The 18,261-nt window shown below is 29.1% G+C and carries 17 protein-coding genes and 1 tRNA gene; 3 read left to right on the top strand and 15 right to left on the bottom strand.

Annotated elements, in window-relative coordinates:
- Positions 1 to 95: 95 nt before the first annotated feature.
- Entirely contained in the window at positions 96 to 1,148 is a 1,053-nt protein-coding gene (locus BR69_RS0110330) for a putative 2-aminoethylphosphonate ABC transporter substrate-binding protein (protein WP_034849743.1), read from the bottom strand.
- Positions 1,149 to 2,283: 1,135 nt separating this feature from the next.
- On the opposite strand from BR69_RS0110330, the gene BR69_RS0110325 reads away from it, so the two are divergent.
- Positions 2,284 to 3,147, top strand: coding sequence for a 50S ribosomal protein L11 methyltransferase (locus BR69_RS0110325; protein ID WP_027633123.1), 864 nt, complete (start codon positions 2,284 to 2,286; stop codon positions 3,145 to 3,147).
- 120 nt (positions 3,148 to 3,267) lie between these two features.
- On the opposite strand, the gene BR69_RS0110320 is transcribed toward BR69_RS0110325, so the two are convergent.
- From BR69_RS0110320 to BR69_RS0110270, 11 genes are all read right to left on the bottom strand, one after another.
- Entirely contained in the window at positions 3,268 to 4,515 is a 1,248-nt protein-coding gene (locus BR69_RS0110320) for a DUF1015 domain-containing protein (protein WP_027633122.1), read from the bottom strand.
- A 125-nt stretch (positions 4,516 to 4,640) separates the two neighbouring features.
- The gene (locus BR69_RS0110315; RefSeq protein ID WP_027633121.1) at positions 4,641 to 5,552 is read right to left on the bottom strand and encodes a D-2-hydroxyacid dehydrogenase; all 912 of its coding nucleotides are present in this window, start codon (positions 5,550 to 5,552) and stop codon (positions 4,641 to 4,643) included.
- A 118-nt stretch (positions 5,553 to 5,670) separates the two neighbouring features.
- Positions 5,671 to 6,744, bottom strand: coding sequence for a pyridoxal-phosphate-dependent aminotransferase family protein (locus tag BR69_RS0110310; RefSeq protein ID WP_027633120.1), 1,074 nt, complete (start codon positions 6,742 to 6,744; stop codon positions 5,671 to 5,673).
- A gap of 196 nt (positions 6,745 to 6,940) precedes the next feature.
- A complete protein-coding gene (locus BR69_RS20370; protein WP_084315417.1) occupies positions 6,941 to 7,591 on the bottom strand; it encodes an NUDIX domain-containing protein in 651 nt (216 codons plus the stop codon).
- Between the two features lie 443 nt (positions 7,592 to 8,034).
- Entirely contained in the window at positions 8,035 to 8,190 is a 156-nt protein-coding gene (locus BR69_RS21980) for a hypothetical protein (RefSeq protein ID WP_162832174.1), read from the bottom strand.
- Positions 8,191 to 8,333: 143 nt separating this feature from the next.
- Complete coding sequence (locus tag BR69_RS0110295) at positions 8,334 to 8,528, bottom strand: hypothetical protein (protein ID WP_027633119.1); 195 nt, start codon at positions 8,526 to 8,528, stop codon at positions 8,334 to 8,336.
- A gap of 220 nt (positions 8,529 to 8,748) precedes the next feature.
- Positions 8,749 to 9,666, bottom strand: coding sequence for a transposase (locus tag BR69_RS0110290; RefSeq protein WP_034849737.1), 918 nt, complete (start codon positions 9,664 to 9,666; stop codon positions 8,749 to 8,751).
- Between the two features lie 135 nt (positions 9,667 to 9,801).
- Entirely contained in the window at positions 9,802 to 11,127 is a 1,326-nt protein-coding gene (locus BR69_RS0110285) for a hypothetical protein (RefSeq protein WP_242840683.1), read from the bottom strand.
- A 436-nt stretch (positions 11,128 to 11,563) separates the two neighbouring features.
- Complete coding sequence (locus tag BR69_RS0110280) at positions 11,564 to 13,081, bottom strand: carboxypeptidase M32 (RefSeq protein WP_027633116.1); 1,518 nt, start codon at positions 13,079 to 13,081, stop codon at positions 11,564 to 11,566.
- 304 nt (positions 13,082 to 13,385) lie between these two features.
- Positions 13,386 to 13,550 (bottom strand): hypothetical protein, encoded by a 165-nt coding sequence (locus BR69_RS21975; RefSeq protein ID WP_027633115.1) that lies wholly within the window; start codon positions 13,548 to 13,550, stop codon positions 13,386 to 13,388.
- Between the two features lies 1 nt (position 13,551).
- Entirely contained in the window at positions 13,552 to 14,286 is a 735-nt protein-coding gene (locus BR69_RS0110270) for a beta/alpha barrel domain-containing protein (protein ID WP_051623574.1), read from the bottom strand.
- Between the two features lie 497 nt (positions 14,287 to 14,783).
- Between BR69_RS0110270 and BR69_RS0110265 the strand changes: the two genes are divergently transcribed.
- Together BR69_RS0110265 and BR69_RS0110260 are read left to right on the top strand one after the other, a co-directional pair.
- The gene (locus BR69_RS0110265) at positions 14,784 to 16,034 is read left to right on the top strand and encodes a DUF1576 domain-containing protein (RefSeq protein ID WP_027633113.1); all 1,251 of its coding nucleotides are present in this window, start codon (positions 14,784 to 14,786) and stop codon (positions 16,032 to 16,034) included.
- Complete coding sequence (locus BR69_RS0110260) at positions 16,021 to 16,362, top strand: hypothetical protein (protein WP_027633112.1); 342 nt, start codon at positions 16,021 to 16,023, stop codon at positions 16,360 to 16,362. Before BR69_RS0110265 ends, BR69_RS0110260 begins: the two co-directional genes overlap by 14 nt.
- A gap of 196 nt (positions 16,363 to 16,558) precedes the next feature.
- On the opposite strand, the gene BR69_RS0110255 is transcribed toward BR69_RS0110260, so the two are convergent.
- From BR69_RS0110255 to BR69_RS0110245, 3 genes are all read right to left on the bottom strand, one after another.
- A complete protein-coding gene (locus BR69_RS0110255; protein ID WP_027633111.1) occupies positions 16,559 to 17,089 on the bottom strand; it encodes an NAD(+) diphosphatase in 531 nt (176 codons plus the stop codon).
- Between the two features lie 17 nt (positions 17,090 to 17,106).
- Positions 17,107 to 17,817: a DNA/RNA nuclease SfsA gene (gene sfsA / locus BR69_RS0110250; protein ID WP_027633110.1), complete on the bottom strand. Its 711-nt coding sequence runs from the start codon at positions 17,815 to 17,817 to the stop codon at positions 17,107 to 17,109.
- Between the two features lie 308 nt (positions 17,818 to 18,125).
- A tRNA-Glu gene (locus BR69_RS0110245) sits at positions 18,126 to 18,200 on the bottom strand.
- Between the last annotated feature and the right edge of the window lie 61 nt (positions 18,201 to 18,261).

The raw sequence follows: 18,261 nt of genomic DNA, 5'->3' as shown, positions 1-18,261 counted from the left end.
CATATATCTCCTTCTATATAAATTATCTCTTTATATACAAATTAAAATTAAGAGCTGACATAGTAACCATATAAAGTTCTTCTTGACTAAAGTTATCATTTCTTAGGTTCGCTCTTTGAATCATATTTTTTAGTCCATTTATCTAAGGTCCCTTCCCTATCCTTAGCTGATTTTACAAAATCATTCTTAACTAGTTTATCTAAGGCATCCTTTGGGTATTCATTAGGTAAACTAAAGTCTCCTTTTATAGAAACTATAGGATAATTCTTTTGGTATACCTTCATTATGTCATCTGATATTGCCCAATCTAAAAATTCTTTTGCCTCACTTTTTATATCTGATTTCTTTATTAAAGCATTTGCCTCAAGATCCCAGGGTAATCCCTCTTTAGGGAATATAACTTCTACTGGTGATCCCTTAGTTTTCTCTTTTATCCCCCTATAAGCTAGAGATATTCCTATTGGATACTCTCCCTTAGCAGATAGCACTGCTGGTTTTGATCCTGAATGAGTATAGTTTGCTATATTTTCGTGAAGTTTATCTAAATAGCTCCATCCTTTTTCCTCTCCAAAAACTTGCAACATTCCAGCTACTGTTAAATACCCAGTTCCTGATGATGCAGGATTTGGCATAGTTATTAATCCTTTATATTCAGGTCTTGTAAGTTCTTCAAAACTATTAGGTACAGGTATGTTTTTTCTTTTTAACTCCTCTTTGTTTACAGTTATTCCAGCCTCAAAAACATCTATTCCTACCCATTTAGGGGTATCTCCCTTATCTTTAAATTTATCTTGTATATTCTCTACTCCTTTTGGAGCATAAGGCTCTAACATATTTTTATTATCTAAAGTTAAAAGACTTGTAGCTGCTAGCCCCCATACTAAATCTGCCTTTGGATTATCCTTCTCTGCTATAAGCTTTGACGTTATAACTCCTGTAGAGTCTCTTACTATTTTTACATCAATTTCTGGATGCATCTTCTTATAACCTTGTAAATATTCATTAACCTGATCTTCTTCTAAAGGTGTATACACTACTAAATCTTTTTTAGCTTTGTTTGTTGAAGCCGAAGTTTTATTTCCACACCCACTAAAAATAAACATAGTAGCTAAAGCTATCCCTATTCCCATAATAAATTTCTTTTTCATTAATAAACCCTCCCAAATAATATAGATTTTCTTTTTATAATCCTAGTTAAGTAAAGTTATTTTTAACTTTAAATTTAATCACTATAAGTAAGCAATTAGGTAACAATACTTTATTTAAAGATAAAATATCATTTCCTTATTTAAAGCTCAGAAAAACTTATAAGAAGTTCTATAGCTCTTACTTACTATTAAATAAAATATTAAGGTAAGTAAAATAACTATAAAATTTATATTTCACTACTTTAGTTCTAATTGTAATGTAGCCATGTTAACCCTGGATTATATAGGAGTTAAGTTATAGATATTAGAGATATTAGTTTCACCCTTTATCCAAAACTCTGTAACTGCCTTAGTTTAGGGCATATGTCTTACATTTCTTAATGAAATCTCAAGTTATTATGTTAATTTCTAATTAATCTCTAAACCTTCCCTTAACAAATCTAATATTAAATTCTAATTGGGGACGGTTAACATCTTTACATTATGTAATTCATTAACTTAGATATAATTATTATCTTCTTGTTGGTAAGGTAGGGACGGTTAACTTATTTTTATACTCTATCTTCTATACCTAATACTTTTTTTATTATTAGAAAAAGGAAGCAGCCTATATATTGTTGTATAAGTTCATAAAAAGTACCTAGAAATATTATTCTAGGTACTAAAGTCTTTTATAGAATTTTATTGGTGGTTTTAAAGTAATTATCTCACCGTCTTAATAAAGAAAATAATCACTATAAAGTCCATCTCCCTATCTAGTTAAAAGTTAACTTAAATGAATGTTCTAAGTGAATTAAATCTCATTTTGCATAACTATTATTATCAATATATTTCTTTAAATTTCTTTAAAAATAGGGACGGTTAACATTTTTTAATATATGTATAACTCACTTAGAAGCATATTATCCACCTTAGTTTTATATAAATATATCTCAATATGTAAAAGTATTTTTGTACACTATATAATATTTAAAAAAACTTATATATGATATTATATTTATTCACCTTATATCCCCTATATTATGGTATTAATTTTTATGATTAGGGAAGAATTCATTATTATACATATAGTAAATTTTTTTATTGATTAAAATATTTCTAAGGAGTACAATGTTTTAGTTAAGGAGGTTTTAATATGTTCAAAATAACTTTTAATAGTCAATATTCAAATGCAGATGAAATAATAGAAACTCTTCAAATTCATGATATATATAATGTTTATTATGAAACTCCTTTTACTGTAACTGAAGAAAAATACGGATATGGTTATGAAGAAAATTCTAACGAATTGGTTTCTATAAATGTAATATGTGATAGTAAAGAGGAAGCAGATAAAAATTATAAAATTTTACAAGATATCATTAAAGAATCATCTCTTTCAATAGTAGAAATGGATGATTCAAACTTTCAAGTAGACTTTGAACCTATTGATTTGAACAATGGATACATACTTGCTGATCCTAGCTATGATTGTAATGATAAAAATAAAATAAACTTTATTCCTCAAGGTGCCTTTGGAACAGGTATACATGAAACCACACAAGATCTTTTAAGATTTATCCTAGACATGGACTTAAGTGAAAAATCTGTATTAGATATAGGAACTGGTTCTGGTATCTTATCTATTGCTTCATCTATAGTAAATGCTAATAAAGTTACTGCTCTTGATATAAGGGATGTAACAGAAGAGATAGAATTTAATTCTAGTCTAAATTCTATTAACAATATAGATATAGTTGTAGGAAATGCTATAGAAGACAAGTCTTTATTATCAGGTAAAATTTATGACTTAGTTATAATAAATATAGGTGGGGAAGAAACTGAGCTATTTATGCCATTTATAAAGGATCATATAAAAAATAATGGTATGCTTTTAGTCTCCGGTCTTGTAGAGTGGAGTTATGAAGAGGTTAAAACTATAGTAGAAAGCTACAGCTTTGCTCTAGATTCTAAAAAACAAAGCAATGAATGGATTAGCCTTTTATTTCATAAAATTTAATCCCCTCTAGGATCTTAATTAGGGACGGTTAACATTTAATTTATATAGAATCAAAATATATTACTTAAACTAAAAATCCCTTTTAGTATTTTAGCTAAAAGGGATTTTAATATATTTGTATTATTTAAGCTTATGGATAAATAATCCACTTCTAAGTTTTGGTTCAAACCAAGTAGATTTTGGAGGCATAACCTTTCCAGCATCAGCTATAGCCATCAAATCATCTATTGTTGTTGCATACATTGAGAATGCAACCTTCATATCATTTGAGCATCTTCTTTCAAGCTCTTTAAGTCCTCTTATTCCACCTATAAAATCAATTCTCTTATCTGTTCTTGGATCCTCTATTCCTAATATAGGATGAAGTAAGTTCTTTTGAAGTATTGATACATCTAGTCTATCTACAGGATCATTCTCATCAAAGATTCCTTGTTTTACTACTAACTTGTACCATTTTCCATCCATTAACATTCCAAAGCTATGCTTTTCTTGTGGCTTATACTGTCCTTCACCCTTATATTCCTCAATATCGAAAGCTTCCTTTACCTTTCCCATAAATTCGTCTTCACTATATCCATTTAAATCCTTAACTACTCTATTATAATCCATTACATATAAATCATCATCTGGGAATATAACTGATAGAAAATAGTTAAATTCGTCCTTTTCATCATAATTTTTATTTTCTTCTCTTCTTTTTAGCCCTACTTTTACAGCAGAAGCTGCTCTATGATGCCCATCTGCTATATACAAATAATCTACTTCTCCAAATAAAAAGCAAAGTCTTTTTACAGTTTCCTCATCATCTATAACCCAAACTATATGGCTTATTCCATCTTCAGAAGTAAAATCATAAACTGGCTTATTAGTTTGTGTCCAATTTTTCACCGTACTATTTATGTCGTCCTTATTCCTATAAGTTAAAAATATTGGACCAGTATTTGCATCACAATAATCCACATGATTTATTCTGTCTTTCTCCTTATCAGCTCTTGTAAATTCATGCTTTTTAATTACATCATTTATATAATCATCTATAGATGTACAAACAACTAATCCAGTTTGAATTCTGCCATCCATTATCTGTCTATATATGTATAGACATGGCTTATTATCCTCTATTAATGTCCCACTTTCTATCATTCCATATAAATTATCTCTAGCCTTTTCATAAACTTTTTTATCATATAAATCTATTGAAGGATCTAAATCTACCTCTGCTTTATCCACATGCAGAAAAGAATATGGGTCATCTTTTACCATATCTCTAGCTTCTTCACTATTCATAACATCATATGGAAGAGCTGCAACCTTACTTGCTAGTTCCTCATTTGGTCTAACCGCTTTAAAAGGCCTAACTATAGCCATGAATTTCCCTCCTTAATTTAGGGACGGTTAACAACTTTTTATATAATATCTTTCTATATAATAATATTATCAACCTATAAAATGTTAACCGTCCCTTTTAATTACCTATAAGTTGTTAACCGTCCCTATTTAAAAGTCTCTTTTATTATGAATACTATTTCTTCACCTATTCTTGTTTGAGCTTCTATAGTAGATCCTCCTATGTGAGGTGTTACAGATACTCTTGGATGATTTACAATATCCATATTCTTAGTTGGTTCTTCCTTAAATACATCTATACCTGCTCCTCTTACTTTGCCGCTATTTAATGCATCAAGAAGTGCTTTTTCGCATACAATTCCTCCTCTTGCAAGGTTTATTAAATACACACCATCCTTCATAAGTTCAAACTCTTTTTCACCTATAGTAGGTCCATTAACTTTATCGTAAGGAATATGAAGAGATATAAAATCTGATTTCTTTAATAATTCTTCCTTATCACAATACTCATAGTTATCATATTCTGCTTCTTTTCCCGATCTTTTAGTATAGATAACCTTCATCCCTAATGCTTCCGCTCTTTTAGCAGTTTCCTTAGCAATTCTTCCAAATCCTATAAGTCCTAAAGTTTTTCCGCCTAACTCAAATCCTTCATATTTCTTTTTGTCCCATTTTCCTTCTCTCATAGTTGCATTTGCAACTCCTATAAATCTAGCTGCGGCAAACATATGACCTATTGCAAGTTCTGCAACTGAAGCACTAGAAGCATTTGGGGTATTTCTCACAGATATTCCTTTAGACTCAGCATATTTAACATCTATGTTATCTACTCCAACTCCCCCTCTTATTATAAGCTTTAAATTTCCTCCCTCTAAAGCCTTATCTATTATAGGTTCTCTAACCTTTGTTGCAGATCTTACTACAACACAGTTGAAATCCTTTAATGCATCTCCAAGCTCTTCTGGGCTATAAAATTTCTCTACAACCTCAAAACCACTTTTTCTAAGTTCATCTATTCCACTACTTTCCATTCCGTCAGTAACTAATATTCTAATCATTTATTATCCTCCAATCTCTAAGCGTAAATAATACTTAAGTACTGTAAAACAATTTATTTGATAAAATAAGGAGACAAAAATTTATTATATTTTGTCTCCTCTATTTTAAATAAGATAACTAAAATCCTAATATTTCATCTAAAACCCCTAAAAGCTCTTTTATATCTTCCATTTGGCAATCAGCCATATGTGCTATTCTAAAGGTCTTATCCTTAAGTTTTCCATATCCATTGGATATTTGGAACCCTCTTTCTCCCAGTTTCTTATTTAAATCAGAAATACTTATTTCTTTTGTATTTTTAATATTTGTTAAGGTATTAGATAAATATTGTTCTTGTGGGAATACTTCAAAATGCTCTCTAGCCCAAGCTCTAACAACTTCAGCCATATCTTTATGTCTTTGGAATCTATTTTCTATACCTTCCACATTAACTATTCTATCTAGCTGATAATCTAATGCATACATGTGTGAAAGTGATGGTGTTGATGGATATTGATAATCCTTCTTTTGAATGTACTTGTATAGAGTTAATAAATCTAGATATATTCCTCTATGTTCAACTGTTTTAGCTCTTTCCAATGCCTTTTCTGAGAATGTACAAATAGCCATTCCTGGAGGCAATCCAAGGGATTTTTGAGTAGAAGTTATACAAATATCTACTCCTAGCTTATCTACTTCAATTTTACTTCCACCTGCCGAACTTACTGTATCTAGGCACCAAACTACTTCCGGATACTTTTTCATAACTTCAGCAATTTCTTCCACTGGGTTCATTATTCCTGTTGAGGTTTCATTATGGGTTACTGTTATTAAATCATACTTTCCTGTAGCTAAAGCCTTGTCCACCATTTCTGGAGTTGTTGGAGTTCCCCATTCAACTTCAAATAAATCTGCTGGAACATTATTACTTACAGCCATATCATACCATCTATCACCAAAAGCTCCTACTGAAAATATAGCAGCTCTCTTAGCTGTACATGAACGAACAGCACCTTCCATTAGTCCACTTCCTGAAGTTGTCGATAATAATATTTCGCTATTAGTATAGAATAGCTTTCTCATATTGTCGCTTATTCTTCTTTGAAGAGCTGAAGCATCCTTACTTCTGTGCCCTATCATAGGTGTTGACATTTTTTCAAGAACATCTGGTCTTACCTCTACTGGTCCTGGAATAAATAATTTCTTATGCATTAGCAACCCTCCATACCTTATGGTCAATCCATATTATATTTATATTTTTTAATGCTCTTTAATTTTATCATCAATTTCGAATATTCTCAATATTTTTAATAATTTATATATTATTCTTGCGCCTACTATATTTAATAATTATATAAATTATTTGTATATTATTTAATTTTTCCATAATAATACATCAACTTATTTGTCAAATCAAGGAATTTGTTAGCTTATTTAATGCATATGCTAATATCTCACTATGATCACTTGCAATACCACCTCTATCTATTATTGAAAATCTTAATACTTGTCTTCTGCCAAAGTACTTACTTATAATTTTTAGTTGTGGAGTAAGTTTTAATCCATCTTCATTTGAAAGTTCTATATTAAGAATATCTTTATCTATTTCAAAATTTAAGTCAAACCACTTAGCCTCTGCTGCATCATCTCCTGCTATTGCCTTCATATCCTCATCTATAATCGCCATATAAGCTACAGTTATGACCCTATCTCTTTTATCTCTATCTACAGTTCCAAATGTCCTTAATTGTTGTAAATATATACCACTTAATCCAGTCTCTTCTTCTAGCTCTCTAGCTGCTGATTCTTCAAGGTCCTCTTCCATCTCTATAAATCCACCTGGAAATGCCCACTTACCTATATCAGGAAAATTACCTCTCTTTATAAGAAGTACTTTAAAATTATTACACACCTGATCATCATATGCATTTTCTTTCTTAAATATAACCATATCCACAGTAACCGATGGTTTTCTATATTTGCTAGAGTCATAGTCTCTTAAAAATTCTTCTTCTGTTTTTCCCTCTAAGTTTCTTAATTCTTCTATCATAATACTCATAAAATAAGTACTTACTACATCTATAAATAAACTCTTTATAAAAGCACCTATTTTACTCCTCCTCTCTTTACTTTAATATCAAGTATATCACTTATTATACACTCTTTAGTTTCTTAGGGACGGTTAACATTATTTTATATTATAATTACTAATGTATAAATTTAAAAAAATAACTAACATAATCTTATTCCTGAATTTAATGTAATAAAATACTTGTACCTTAAATTTTATTATTAATATTAATCCCTTATTAAAATGAACTAAACTATAAGACTTTCTTGTAGTATCAATCATCCTATATTTAGCATAAAGCTAATCTCCTCTAAGTAAATTCTAACTTATCTAAGCATCTAACATTTGAAAATACTTTTAAAATAAATATGAAAAATAACACTAAGTATGATTATTACATACCTAGTGTTATATAAAAATTTAATATATTCTTAGAACCCTCTTTTCTTTGCTTCTATTCCACTTTCATTAATGCCAGGCTCTTGCATACTTGTGTTAAGCTTATTCTTAGCCCATTGATTTTGTGTTTTAGATCCATTAGCCAAATAGTTTTCTTTTTTAAATTCTTTTTTATTTCTATATTTCATAAAAAACACTCCTTAAAATATATTTATAATTTATTATGTGCCTAATGAAATAAATATATTTACTCATCCCATATAGAAATAAAACCCTTATAATTCTTAAAAATATAGAAATTATAAAGGTTTTAAAAACTAATTTTATATAACTAATTCTTATTAAATATATTAAACATAGGTTCATATAAATTTTTAGAGCAGTTTCCATTACCTCTCATATAATGAGTGCAATTATAACAACTTCCACCGTTAGGTCCGTTACTCAATAAATTAACTAAGGTTTTAGGTGTGTATCCATAGCAATGTTGCCCTACTATATTCTTATAATCATTATTATAACTCATATACATCCACTCCAAAATTAAGCTTTATTTATATTGTTCCTATAACTATCTTAATTATTCATAGATTTAAAATTGGGGACGGTTAACATATTTATATTAAATATAAGATTAAAATAAATTTATTTCTCAACTTCTTTTAATCTTATATTCTATATTTATAAGCTTGTCCTATTTAATTAATATAAATAATTTTTTATAATTTAAAACTTTTTGAAAAAGCCTAACTAACTTTTAAATCTTCTTTTATAAACTTTTGGAATATCAAGTCATATTTTTCATCACTCATTATTAAATTTATTCCTATACTCGATAATTTAGATACTCTACTCTGAGTTATATTGCCTAAAACCTTACATATATCTGAACATTTCATTCCACAGATGCTCCTCATAAACACGACTAACATGGATTTTATATATACCATGTCCTTTACATTTTTTAAGTACATACTATTTTTACTTACATTAAATGACTTACATATGAATTCTATTATATTATCTACTGAGTAACCTCTTTTAATTATATATCGTTGACTTCTATATTCTGTTATTTCATCAATAATATCTATATCATTTATAGCTTTCCCTATACATGTACATACAATATTCTTGTATTTATTTCTAGCTTTCCTCAAGTTCTTAGAGAATATACTAAGTATAAACTTATCATCGACTAAATTGAATTCATCTTTTTTACTTCCTAAATATATATATAAACTAGAAAATCTATATTTTTGTGGAGAGTTTTTATACTTTTTTATGTCTGTAGGATTATTATGTATATATAATGAAAGAGCACATAGATATCTCTCATCTTTAACTATTTTACTCTTAAACCTATCCTGGAATAAATGACCATGTCTCTTATGTTTATTATTAAAATATCTAGCATATTTAAAATTTATAGAATGCATTATTTTAGATATATCAGCTCCACAACAGTCTATTATAAAATGAGCATGATTTGTCATTATACAATATCCATAAACTTTAAATAAATATAGTTTTTTATACTCATTAACTATATTTATATATGCTATTTTATCCTCATCATCTCTAAAAAGATTGACTTCACTTATACTCCTTATCATTATATGATATATAGCATTTTCATCCTTAATTCTTGCTATTCTAGGCATAATACTCCTCCGTATCTTTTTTATTATAGATTCTAGACTTAATCTATAATTATTATTCCTTTATATGTATAAATGTTAACCGTCCCTAAGATTCTAAATCTTAGGGACGGTTAACATTTATACACAAATTAAAATTTAAAGTATTAATATTGCAACTAATGTTGTTACTCCTAATCCTATTAATACAGGCTTTAGATTTCTCTTAGCAACCTCAAATGGACTTAGTCCACATATTGCTGCAGCTGGAATTACAGCCCATGGTATTATAGTTCCCCCTCCTATCCATATTCCAGATATCTGCCCCAATGCCGTTAATGTTGCTAAAGAACTAGTATTATCTCCAGCAAAAAGTCTTGCTATAGATCCAACTAAAGGTATGCCTGAAAATCCTGATCCATCTAATCCTGTTATAGCTCCAACTCCAGTCAATGTAATAGCGGATACTGCCTTATTTATTGGAACTAAATGTGCTAAATATGCTCCTAGATCGTTAACTATACCATTAGATCCCTTTGGTAAAACTTCACCAAATATTTGAGTAATAGCAGAGTCTCCCATATAAAAGAAAGCCGCTACAGGAATTATGATACCAAAAATCTTGAATCCAAACATTAATCCATCTACTATATTAGATGTAACCTTTTCCCAAACTTTACCCCTATAAGCTATTGAAGCTATTAGCGCTAATATCATAAGAGCTGTCCCACCTATTAAAGCTGTAGCATCTCCACCTTGTAGGTTATATAAAGTCATTAAAACAATATCTATAGAAAATAAAATTATAATCATTATAGCCAGAACTTTTCTTAACTTTTTTGAAATATATACTTTATCTTCTATTTCATCACTATTCTTAAAATCAATTACTACATTTTTTATTACCCCATTCTCAATATCTTTTCTTAAAAAATAGAAAGCTGATATTGCAGTTACCACTCCCATAGTTATTTCTAGAGGTACTGAAGCTCTCATAACTTCTGAGACTCCAATTCCTGCAGCATCTGATGTAAGTTTTGGTGCTGCTTGTATTATATAATCACTAGATAAAGCTATACCATATCCAAATATGGTCATAGCTGTTGCTACTCCTATAGGTGGTAACCCTGATTTTACTGCTATTGGTAAAAATATTGCTCCTATTAATGCTATGGATGGTGATGGCCAAAAGAACCACGATATTATCATCATAAATAAGCCTATTCCAAAGTAAGCAATAATATAATTCTTCATAATCTTACTAAATGGTCTTGTTAATTCCTCATTTATTTTTGTATCCTTAAGAACTCCACTCATAGCTGTTATTATTGAGATTATAAATATTGTTGGCATAAGCTCTTTTGTTGCATATATTAGTGAATTGAATACCCCCATTAGAGACTTGTAGAAAGATCCAGTTCCAAGAATCCCTAATATTAAAATTCCGAGAATGCATAATAAACTTGTATCCTTTTTTCTAATCATAAACACTATAATTAGTATAATAAATAATAAATATATATAATGTATTGATGTTAAAGTTATCCCAAGTTACCCACCCTTTATCACTTAGTTATATTATAAAATATGCCAAATGAATAATCTGGTGATTATATACAAATCAATATTAAATATAATAATTTTATATAAACTAATTAATTATTAACCGTCCCTAAAATATTAATCAGTCTCTAAATTATTATTTTTTGTGAAATATTTATAATAATATGCTCATTAATCATATATAAAATTTTAAATTTTACTCAAGCCTTTAAAACCTTATATATGTTAACCGTCCCTAAGACTACTCTACGCATTAAACTAGAAAAGAGCTCACATAACAAGCTTTTTATATGTTCTCAATTAAATATACCAAACATACTAAACTTGCTAAATGAACTCTTTATATTAATAGTTTATTCTATAGGTTAATATTGTATACTTTAGAATACTTTTCTCTTAGATATTTTAAGAAGTATTTAGAATTTAATTCCTCTCCAGTTACAACTTTTATAAGTTCTGAAGGCTCATAAATACTACCATGAGCATGAATGTTATCATTTAACCACTTATGAATATGACTAAACTCCCCCTCTTCTATTCTTTCATACATATCTGGCATATCCTTAAGCATTTTATTTAAAAATTGAGCCCCATAAAGATTTCCAAGAGCATAACTTGGGAAATACCCAAATATTCTTCCTGACCAGTGCATATCTTGAAGTACGCCTTCTCTATCATCTTTAGGTTCTATCCCTAGGTATTCTTTATATTTTTCATTCCATACCTTTGGCAAATCTTCTACATTTAAATCCCCATCTATTAACATTTTCTCAATCTCATATCTTATTATTACATGAAGACTATAAGTTAATTCATCAGCATCTACTCTTATAAGTGATGGCTTTACTTTGTTTATAGCATTATAAAAATTATCTAAAGATACATCCTTAAGATGTGGAAATCTTTGTTGTACTTCCTTAAAATAATATGTCCAAAATGATTCACTTCTTGCTATTATGTTTTCATAAAACCTTGATTGTGACTCATGAATTCCCATAGATGAAGCAGTATCAAGATAAGTATACTTTAATGTATTAGGTATATCCTGCTCATATATAGCATGTCCCCCTTCATGAACACATGAGAAAAAGGCATTAGTAAAAGCATTCTCTATATATCTAGTGGTAATTCTAACATCTCCACATCCCACTGTAAGAGTAAATGGATGTACACTCTCATCCATCCTTCCTCCTTTAAAATCATATCCAAGCTTTTCTAATACATGAGTAACAAAAGCTTCTTGATCTGCTTTCTTTACAGATACTTTTAGAATACTATCATCTATATTAATGTTAGAGTTTTTTATCTTATTTAAAATATCTAATATACCTTCTTTTAAATCTGTAAAAACATTATCTAATGATTCTATTGTGTTTCCTGGCTCAAATTCATCTAATAATACCTCATAATTAGACTTTTTATCATCTTCTTTTATATACTCAGCAAACTCTTTAGATATATTTATCATCTCCTGAAGATGAGGCTTAAATATATGAAAATCCCCTTTATCCTTTGCATCTTCCCAAGCTGCTTCTGACTTAGATGTTGATATAACCCACTCCTTGTTTTTTTCTCCTGGTATTTTAGTCATTTTATCATAAGACTTCTTTATTTTCTTTATTATAACCTTAGTTACATCATCTAAGTCCTTCTCTTTTTCAAAGAAATCAATAAAACCTTTAATTTGTGGTGATGTCCTTAACTTATATCCCTCTAAAGATAAATACCCTAGAACCTCACCTCTTTCATCATTACCTTTTCTAGGCATAGTAACTCTTGTGTCCCATCCTAGCAAAGACATAGCATGATTTAGATAATAAATGTTCTTTAAATAGCTTTTAAGTTCTCCCAGTTTCATATTTACTTCTTCTCTCATAAAACATAGCCCCCTTAAATATAGTCTTCTATTTTTAATATTTAAACTTTTAAAATTATAGACTCCATTATAGGTTAAACAAAGCCTATCATAGAGTCTAAATAAAAGTAATATTAATTCTATTAAATTATTGTTTCATACTATTAACTTAACAATTATAAATTGTTTCAATAGTAAACTTTAAGTCCCATATTTAGCTTTTAATTTTCCGTACTTAATTTCCAAAATATAACTTATATATAATAGCTATAAAGAAATAGTACATATTATATATGTGTTAAAGACTATATTAATACTTAATAGCTTAAACTAAATCTAATATAGATTCAGTTTCACTACAATATTTAGTAATTATACATTTACCAAGGCTTCTTGGGCATCTCCTACACATACAATCATTAGCCTTACCATCACATTTGTTACTTTTAAATTCTGGACATAAAGTACAATTGTCTCCTCCTACTGCCATTCTAATCCTCCTTATCTATATCTGTATCTAGCTTATATCTCTCCCTATATGTTATCATGAAATCATTTAGAATGTCGGCTGTTGAAGGTGGCGTATAGGTTATGGCATTAGCCCCTGCATTAATAGTTTCTAAAATAGTTTGGTTTGTAGGACCTCCAGTAGCTATAATAGGAAAGTTCGGATATATTTCTCTTATTTTTCTTACTATCTTAGCAGTATCCTTTCCTCCAGAAACATTTAATATAGTTGCTCCTGATTCAATCCTAGCTCTTATATCTTCATACTCTGAAACTACAGTAACTATTATTGGGATATCTATGGTTTTTCTAACCTTTTCTATAACCTCATTAGGTGTAGGATTATTAACTACTACTCCTAATGCTCCTTTAAACTCGGCATCTAGAGCAAGATTCACTACCCTTTTACCTGTAGTTATTCCTCCTCCAACCCCACAAAATACCGGCACATCTGCTGCCATAACTAAAGCCTGAGTTATGACTGGTTGAGGCGTAAATGGATACACTGCTATTATAGCATCTGCATTAGAATTTCTTATAATTGCTACATCAGTACTAAATAAGAAAGACTTAAGTCTTTTCCCAAAGACCTTTATTCCACTAGCTTCCCTTATAATATTAGGAACCTCAATCATATGATCTCTTAAAGTTCCCTTTATTTCTGGGACCAACTTTAGATGTTCCCTTGAAGTGCCTTTTACTTCCTGTATTTCTTTCATTTAAACTCCCCCTTAAAATCCTTATATAAGACACTAATCTTTAATGAAATAATTATATATCTAAAACATAAGTATTTAAAGAGTATTTTTATAAAAAGTTCACATTTTATAAATTAAATTTTTTAATACTAGTAACTCAAATTTGTGAATAAAACCTAAAAATACGTAAGAATATTAAAGAATTCAAAGCTAAATAGATTTAACGTCGATTTTAGGGTATAATTGACTTGAAACACTTGTTTATGATGTAATAAAATTTATAATAATAAAATATGTATCTTAAGCTACTAAAAAATTACTTCACTAAGACATATTTATTATAAACCTATATCCATTACTTTATAGTTTTATAAATATCAATATTATTAATGTAAAACTTTTGATACTTATAATAACTTATTAATAAAAGAAATATTATTATAATAGTCCCTTAATATTACTCGTTGAGAACTTTTATGAAAAACATTTCTTAATCCATAACTTAAAAGGAGGGTTTTATGAAAAACTTGTATAAAGCATACAAAGACTTTATCTTTATCTTTTCTATTCTTGTAGTGTTAGGTTTTATAATAGATGGCCCTTATAATGTATTTTTAGGGTTAAAAAAGATTGTATTTAATTCAGATATTCTTATAACAGATTATATAGCCCTGGCTGGAACAGGTGCTACCTTTGTAAACGCAGGTCTTGCAACACTTATGTGTATTGCCCTATTAATTTTCGTTGGTATAAAACCCAACGGTTCTACAATCATGTCACTTTTTCTAATGGCTGGGTTTAGTTTTTTTGGGAAAAATATTTTTAATATATGGCCCATAATACTAGGTGTATGGTTACATTCTAAATATCAAAAAGAACCTTTTCTAAATTACATACTTCTTTCATTACTTGGAACAGCATTATCACCTATTGTAAGTGAGTTCGCCTTTATTGGTATATTTCCTCCATTATTAGGTATTATTATAGGTTGCCTATTTGGAGTTTTTACAGGCTTTATTCTTCCGCCATTAGCTACTCATTGTATAAAGCTTCATCAAGGTTATAACCTATATAATATTGGACTTGCTGCTGGGCTAATAGGTACTATTATGATGTCCATCTTTAGATCTCTTGGCATAAACTTTCCTAAAAGGCTTTTGTGGCATACTGGTAGCAATAAAGAGTTTGGAATACTCTTTATATGCCTATTTATTTATCTAATAATATTAGGTTTTATTAAAAATGATAAAAGCTTTAAAAACACTTTGAAATTAACTAAACATAGTGGTAGACTAGTAACTGATTACTTCATAATATATGGTGGTGCCGCATACATAAATATGGGTATACTAGGAATAGCATCTACATTATTTGTAATTTTAGTAGGTGGTGATTTAAATGGACCTACATTAGGAGGAGTATTTACTATAGTTGGATTTGGCGCCTTTGGTAAGCATTTAAGAAATGTGACTCCAATAGTAATAGGGGCTTGCCTATCTACATTCTTAAATATATGGGAAATAACTTCCCCCTCAATTATGTTGTCTGTACTATTTAGTACTACCTTATCACCTATAGCTGGACAATATGGTGTGCTAATTGGAATACTAGCCGGCTTTTTACATGTATGTGTAGTAATGAATACAGGATATTTACATGGAGGGTTAAACCTATATAATAATGGTTTAGCTGGTGGAATAGTAGCAATAGTTCTAATCCCCCTTGTTAATACATTCAGAAAGGAGTCTCCTAAACATGAAGCACATTAATCAAAGGAATATAAAAATTTCTGATGAACTAATGAATTTATGCTATAGCTATGGAGCAAGTCATATAAATTTAGATATAAAAACTCAAGGTAAAGAAACTATATTTTTATTAAAATCGGAGATTAAAGACCTACCTAGTGACACCTTAGATGATCTAGTGACTTTAATGAATTATCCAAGATGTCATGAGATGGAAGAATGCTACTGGGAACTTACAGGCGATGGTGACCTAGACTCTGAATTATCTCTTGTTGGTATAATGGTTGATGAGGCATATATAAATTATGAAGACTCAATTTTAACCATAGAGCTTAAGAGAAGAATTTAATAATACTTCTATATAAAAATAATAAATACCTTAAAACTAAAATAAAGCATACTTATGAATAAGTTTTAAGAAACTTATTTAATCTTATATAGATATACCTAAATATTATTCTTTTATTTAATTAGAATATAAATAAAAAGACTTTATCACTAATCTTAATTAATAGTGATAAAGTCTTATATTTATATTTTAACCATTACTCTTTTATATCACATCTATATGCTTTAGTTCCCTCATATCCTATTTCCTTTAAAACCTTCCTAACTATCCTTTTTCCAATTTCATCTTCCTTCATCTCACAAAGAGCATCTTCTATGTTACCCCAGTTTGCCCAATCAACTTCATCTGATTTCTTTATTTCTCCACTTTCATACTTAGCCATAAAAGTTAACATCAATATTTCTCTTTTATCTAAGTACTCACTCCCTAAATATTTTATTTCCCCCACAGTTATACCTGTTTCTTCTAATACTTCCCTTTTAACTGTTTCTTCAACACATTCACCTGTTGTAACATATCCTGAAACTAGAACCTTGGAGTTTTTAAATATATAATCCTGTTTAAGCAAAAGAATTTTATTATCTTTTATGACTGCTACAATTACACATGGTTTTGGAGTATCAAAAAACATAATATCATCAGATTCACAGTAAGGAACTCCCCCCTCATCCCAACTATATTTTTCAACTAACTTATCCCCACATATTGGACAAAACTTAAACTTCATTTTTTCTCCCCCTAATCTTAAAGTTTTATAGGAATCTTTTTATATAATGTTATGGAGTCCTCAGTGACTTTTGAACAATATGCCATTATATCTACTCCATTATCCTTAGCTAGCCTTAATGCTTCTCCAAAGGCCTTATCCATCTCATCATTAGGCCTAAAGTACTTCACATCATCCATCTGTATAACAAATAATACTCCAGCACCTCTTCCACTCTTTTTAACTTCTATAAGTTCTAAGAGATGTTTTCTTCCTCTATCAGTTGGAGCATCTGGAAATCTTGTTTCTCCATCTTCCTCCAAAGTAACACCTTTTACTTCTAAATAATATTCTTGATCAAAAGCATCATAATCACCTTCAACTTTATTAAGCTTAAAATCAAATCTACTATTTCCAAAAGTTTTTTCTCTTAATATATCCTTATACTCCTTAAGTTCATCTATGACCCCATTAGCTAAAGCCTCTTCTACAATTTTATTAGGAACTTGAGAATCTATATTTATAAGTCTTTCATCTTTATATCCCGCAATTAAACTATACGCAGTTTTTCTATTGGGGTTATCTTCTTTTCTAAGTATTACAGTGCATCCAGGTATTAATATTTCTTTACATCTTCCTGTATTAGGAACATGAGCCATAACTTCTTCATCATTTATATTAACAAACCCTTGAAATCTATTAGGTCTTTTAACAAATTCTGCTCTTATCGTTTTTTTATCAATCTTCATACTTAATCTCCTTCTAAATATATTAAAATTATATCATACTTACGAAATATTGAATAATTTACTGAAGTTATCCACAGAAAAGTATTATTATTTAAAAATTCATAAAACATATGCACAGTTTTATACACATTATCCACAGAATTAATCCACATATATGTTAATATCATGTGTGTAAGCTTCAATTTAACTAAATTATATAAATTTATTTTATCTATTAGCATATTATATATGTAACATTTTTAAAAATAAAATCTCATTAATTAATATAAAATAAAAAAAGTAGAATGCTAAATAGCATTCTACTTTTATGGTGACCCATAGGGGAATCGAACCCCTGTTACCACCGTGAAAGGGTGGTGTCTTAACCGCTTGACCAATGGGCCAATTAACCTGGCAACCTCCTACTCTCCCACTCAGTCTCCCAAGCAGTACCATCGGCCTTCT

The organism is Clostridium hydrogeniformans DSM 21757 (assembly GCF_000686705.1).
GTDB classification, from domain to species: Bacteria; Bacillota; Clostridia; order Clostridiales; family Clostridiaceae; genus Clostridium_Z; species Clostridium_Z hydrogeniformans.
This window is presented reverse-complemented; position numbering and strand designations above follow the sequence as displayed.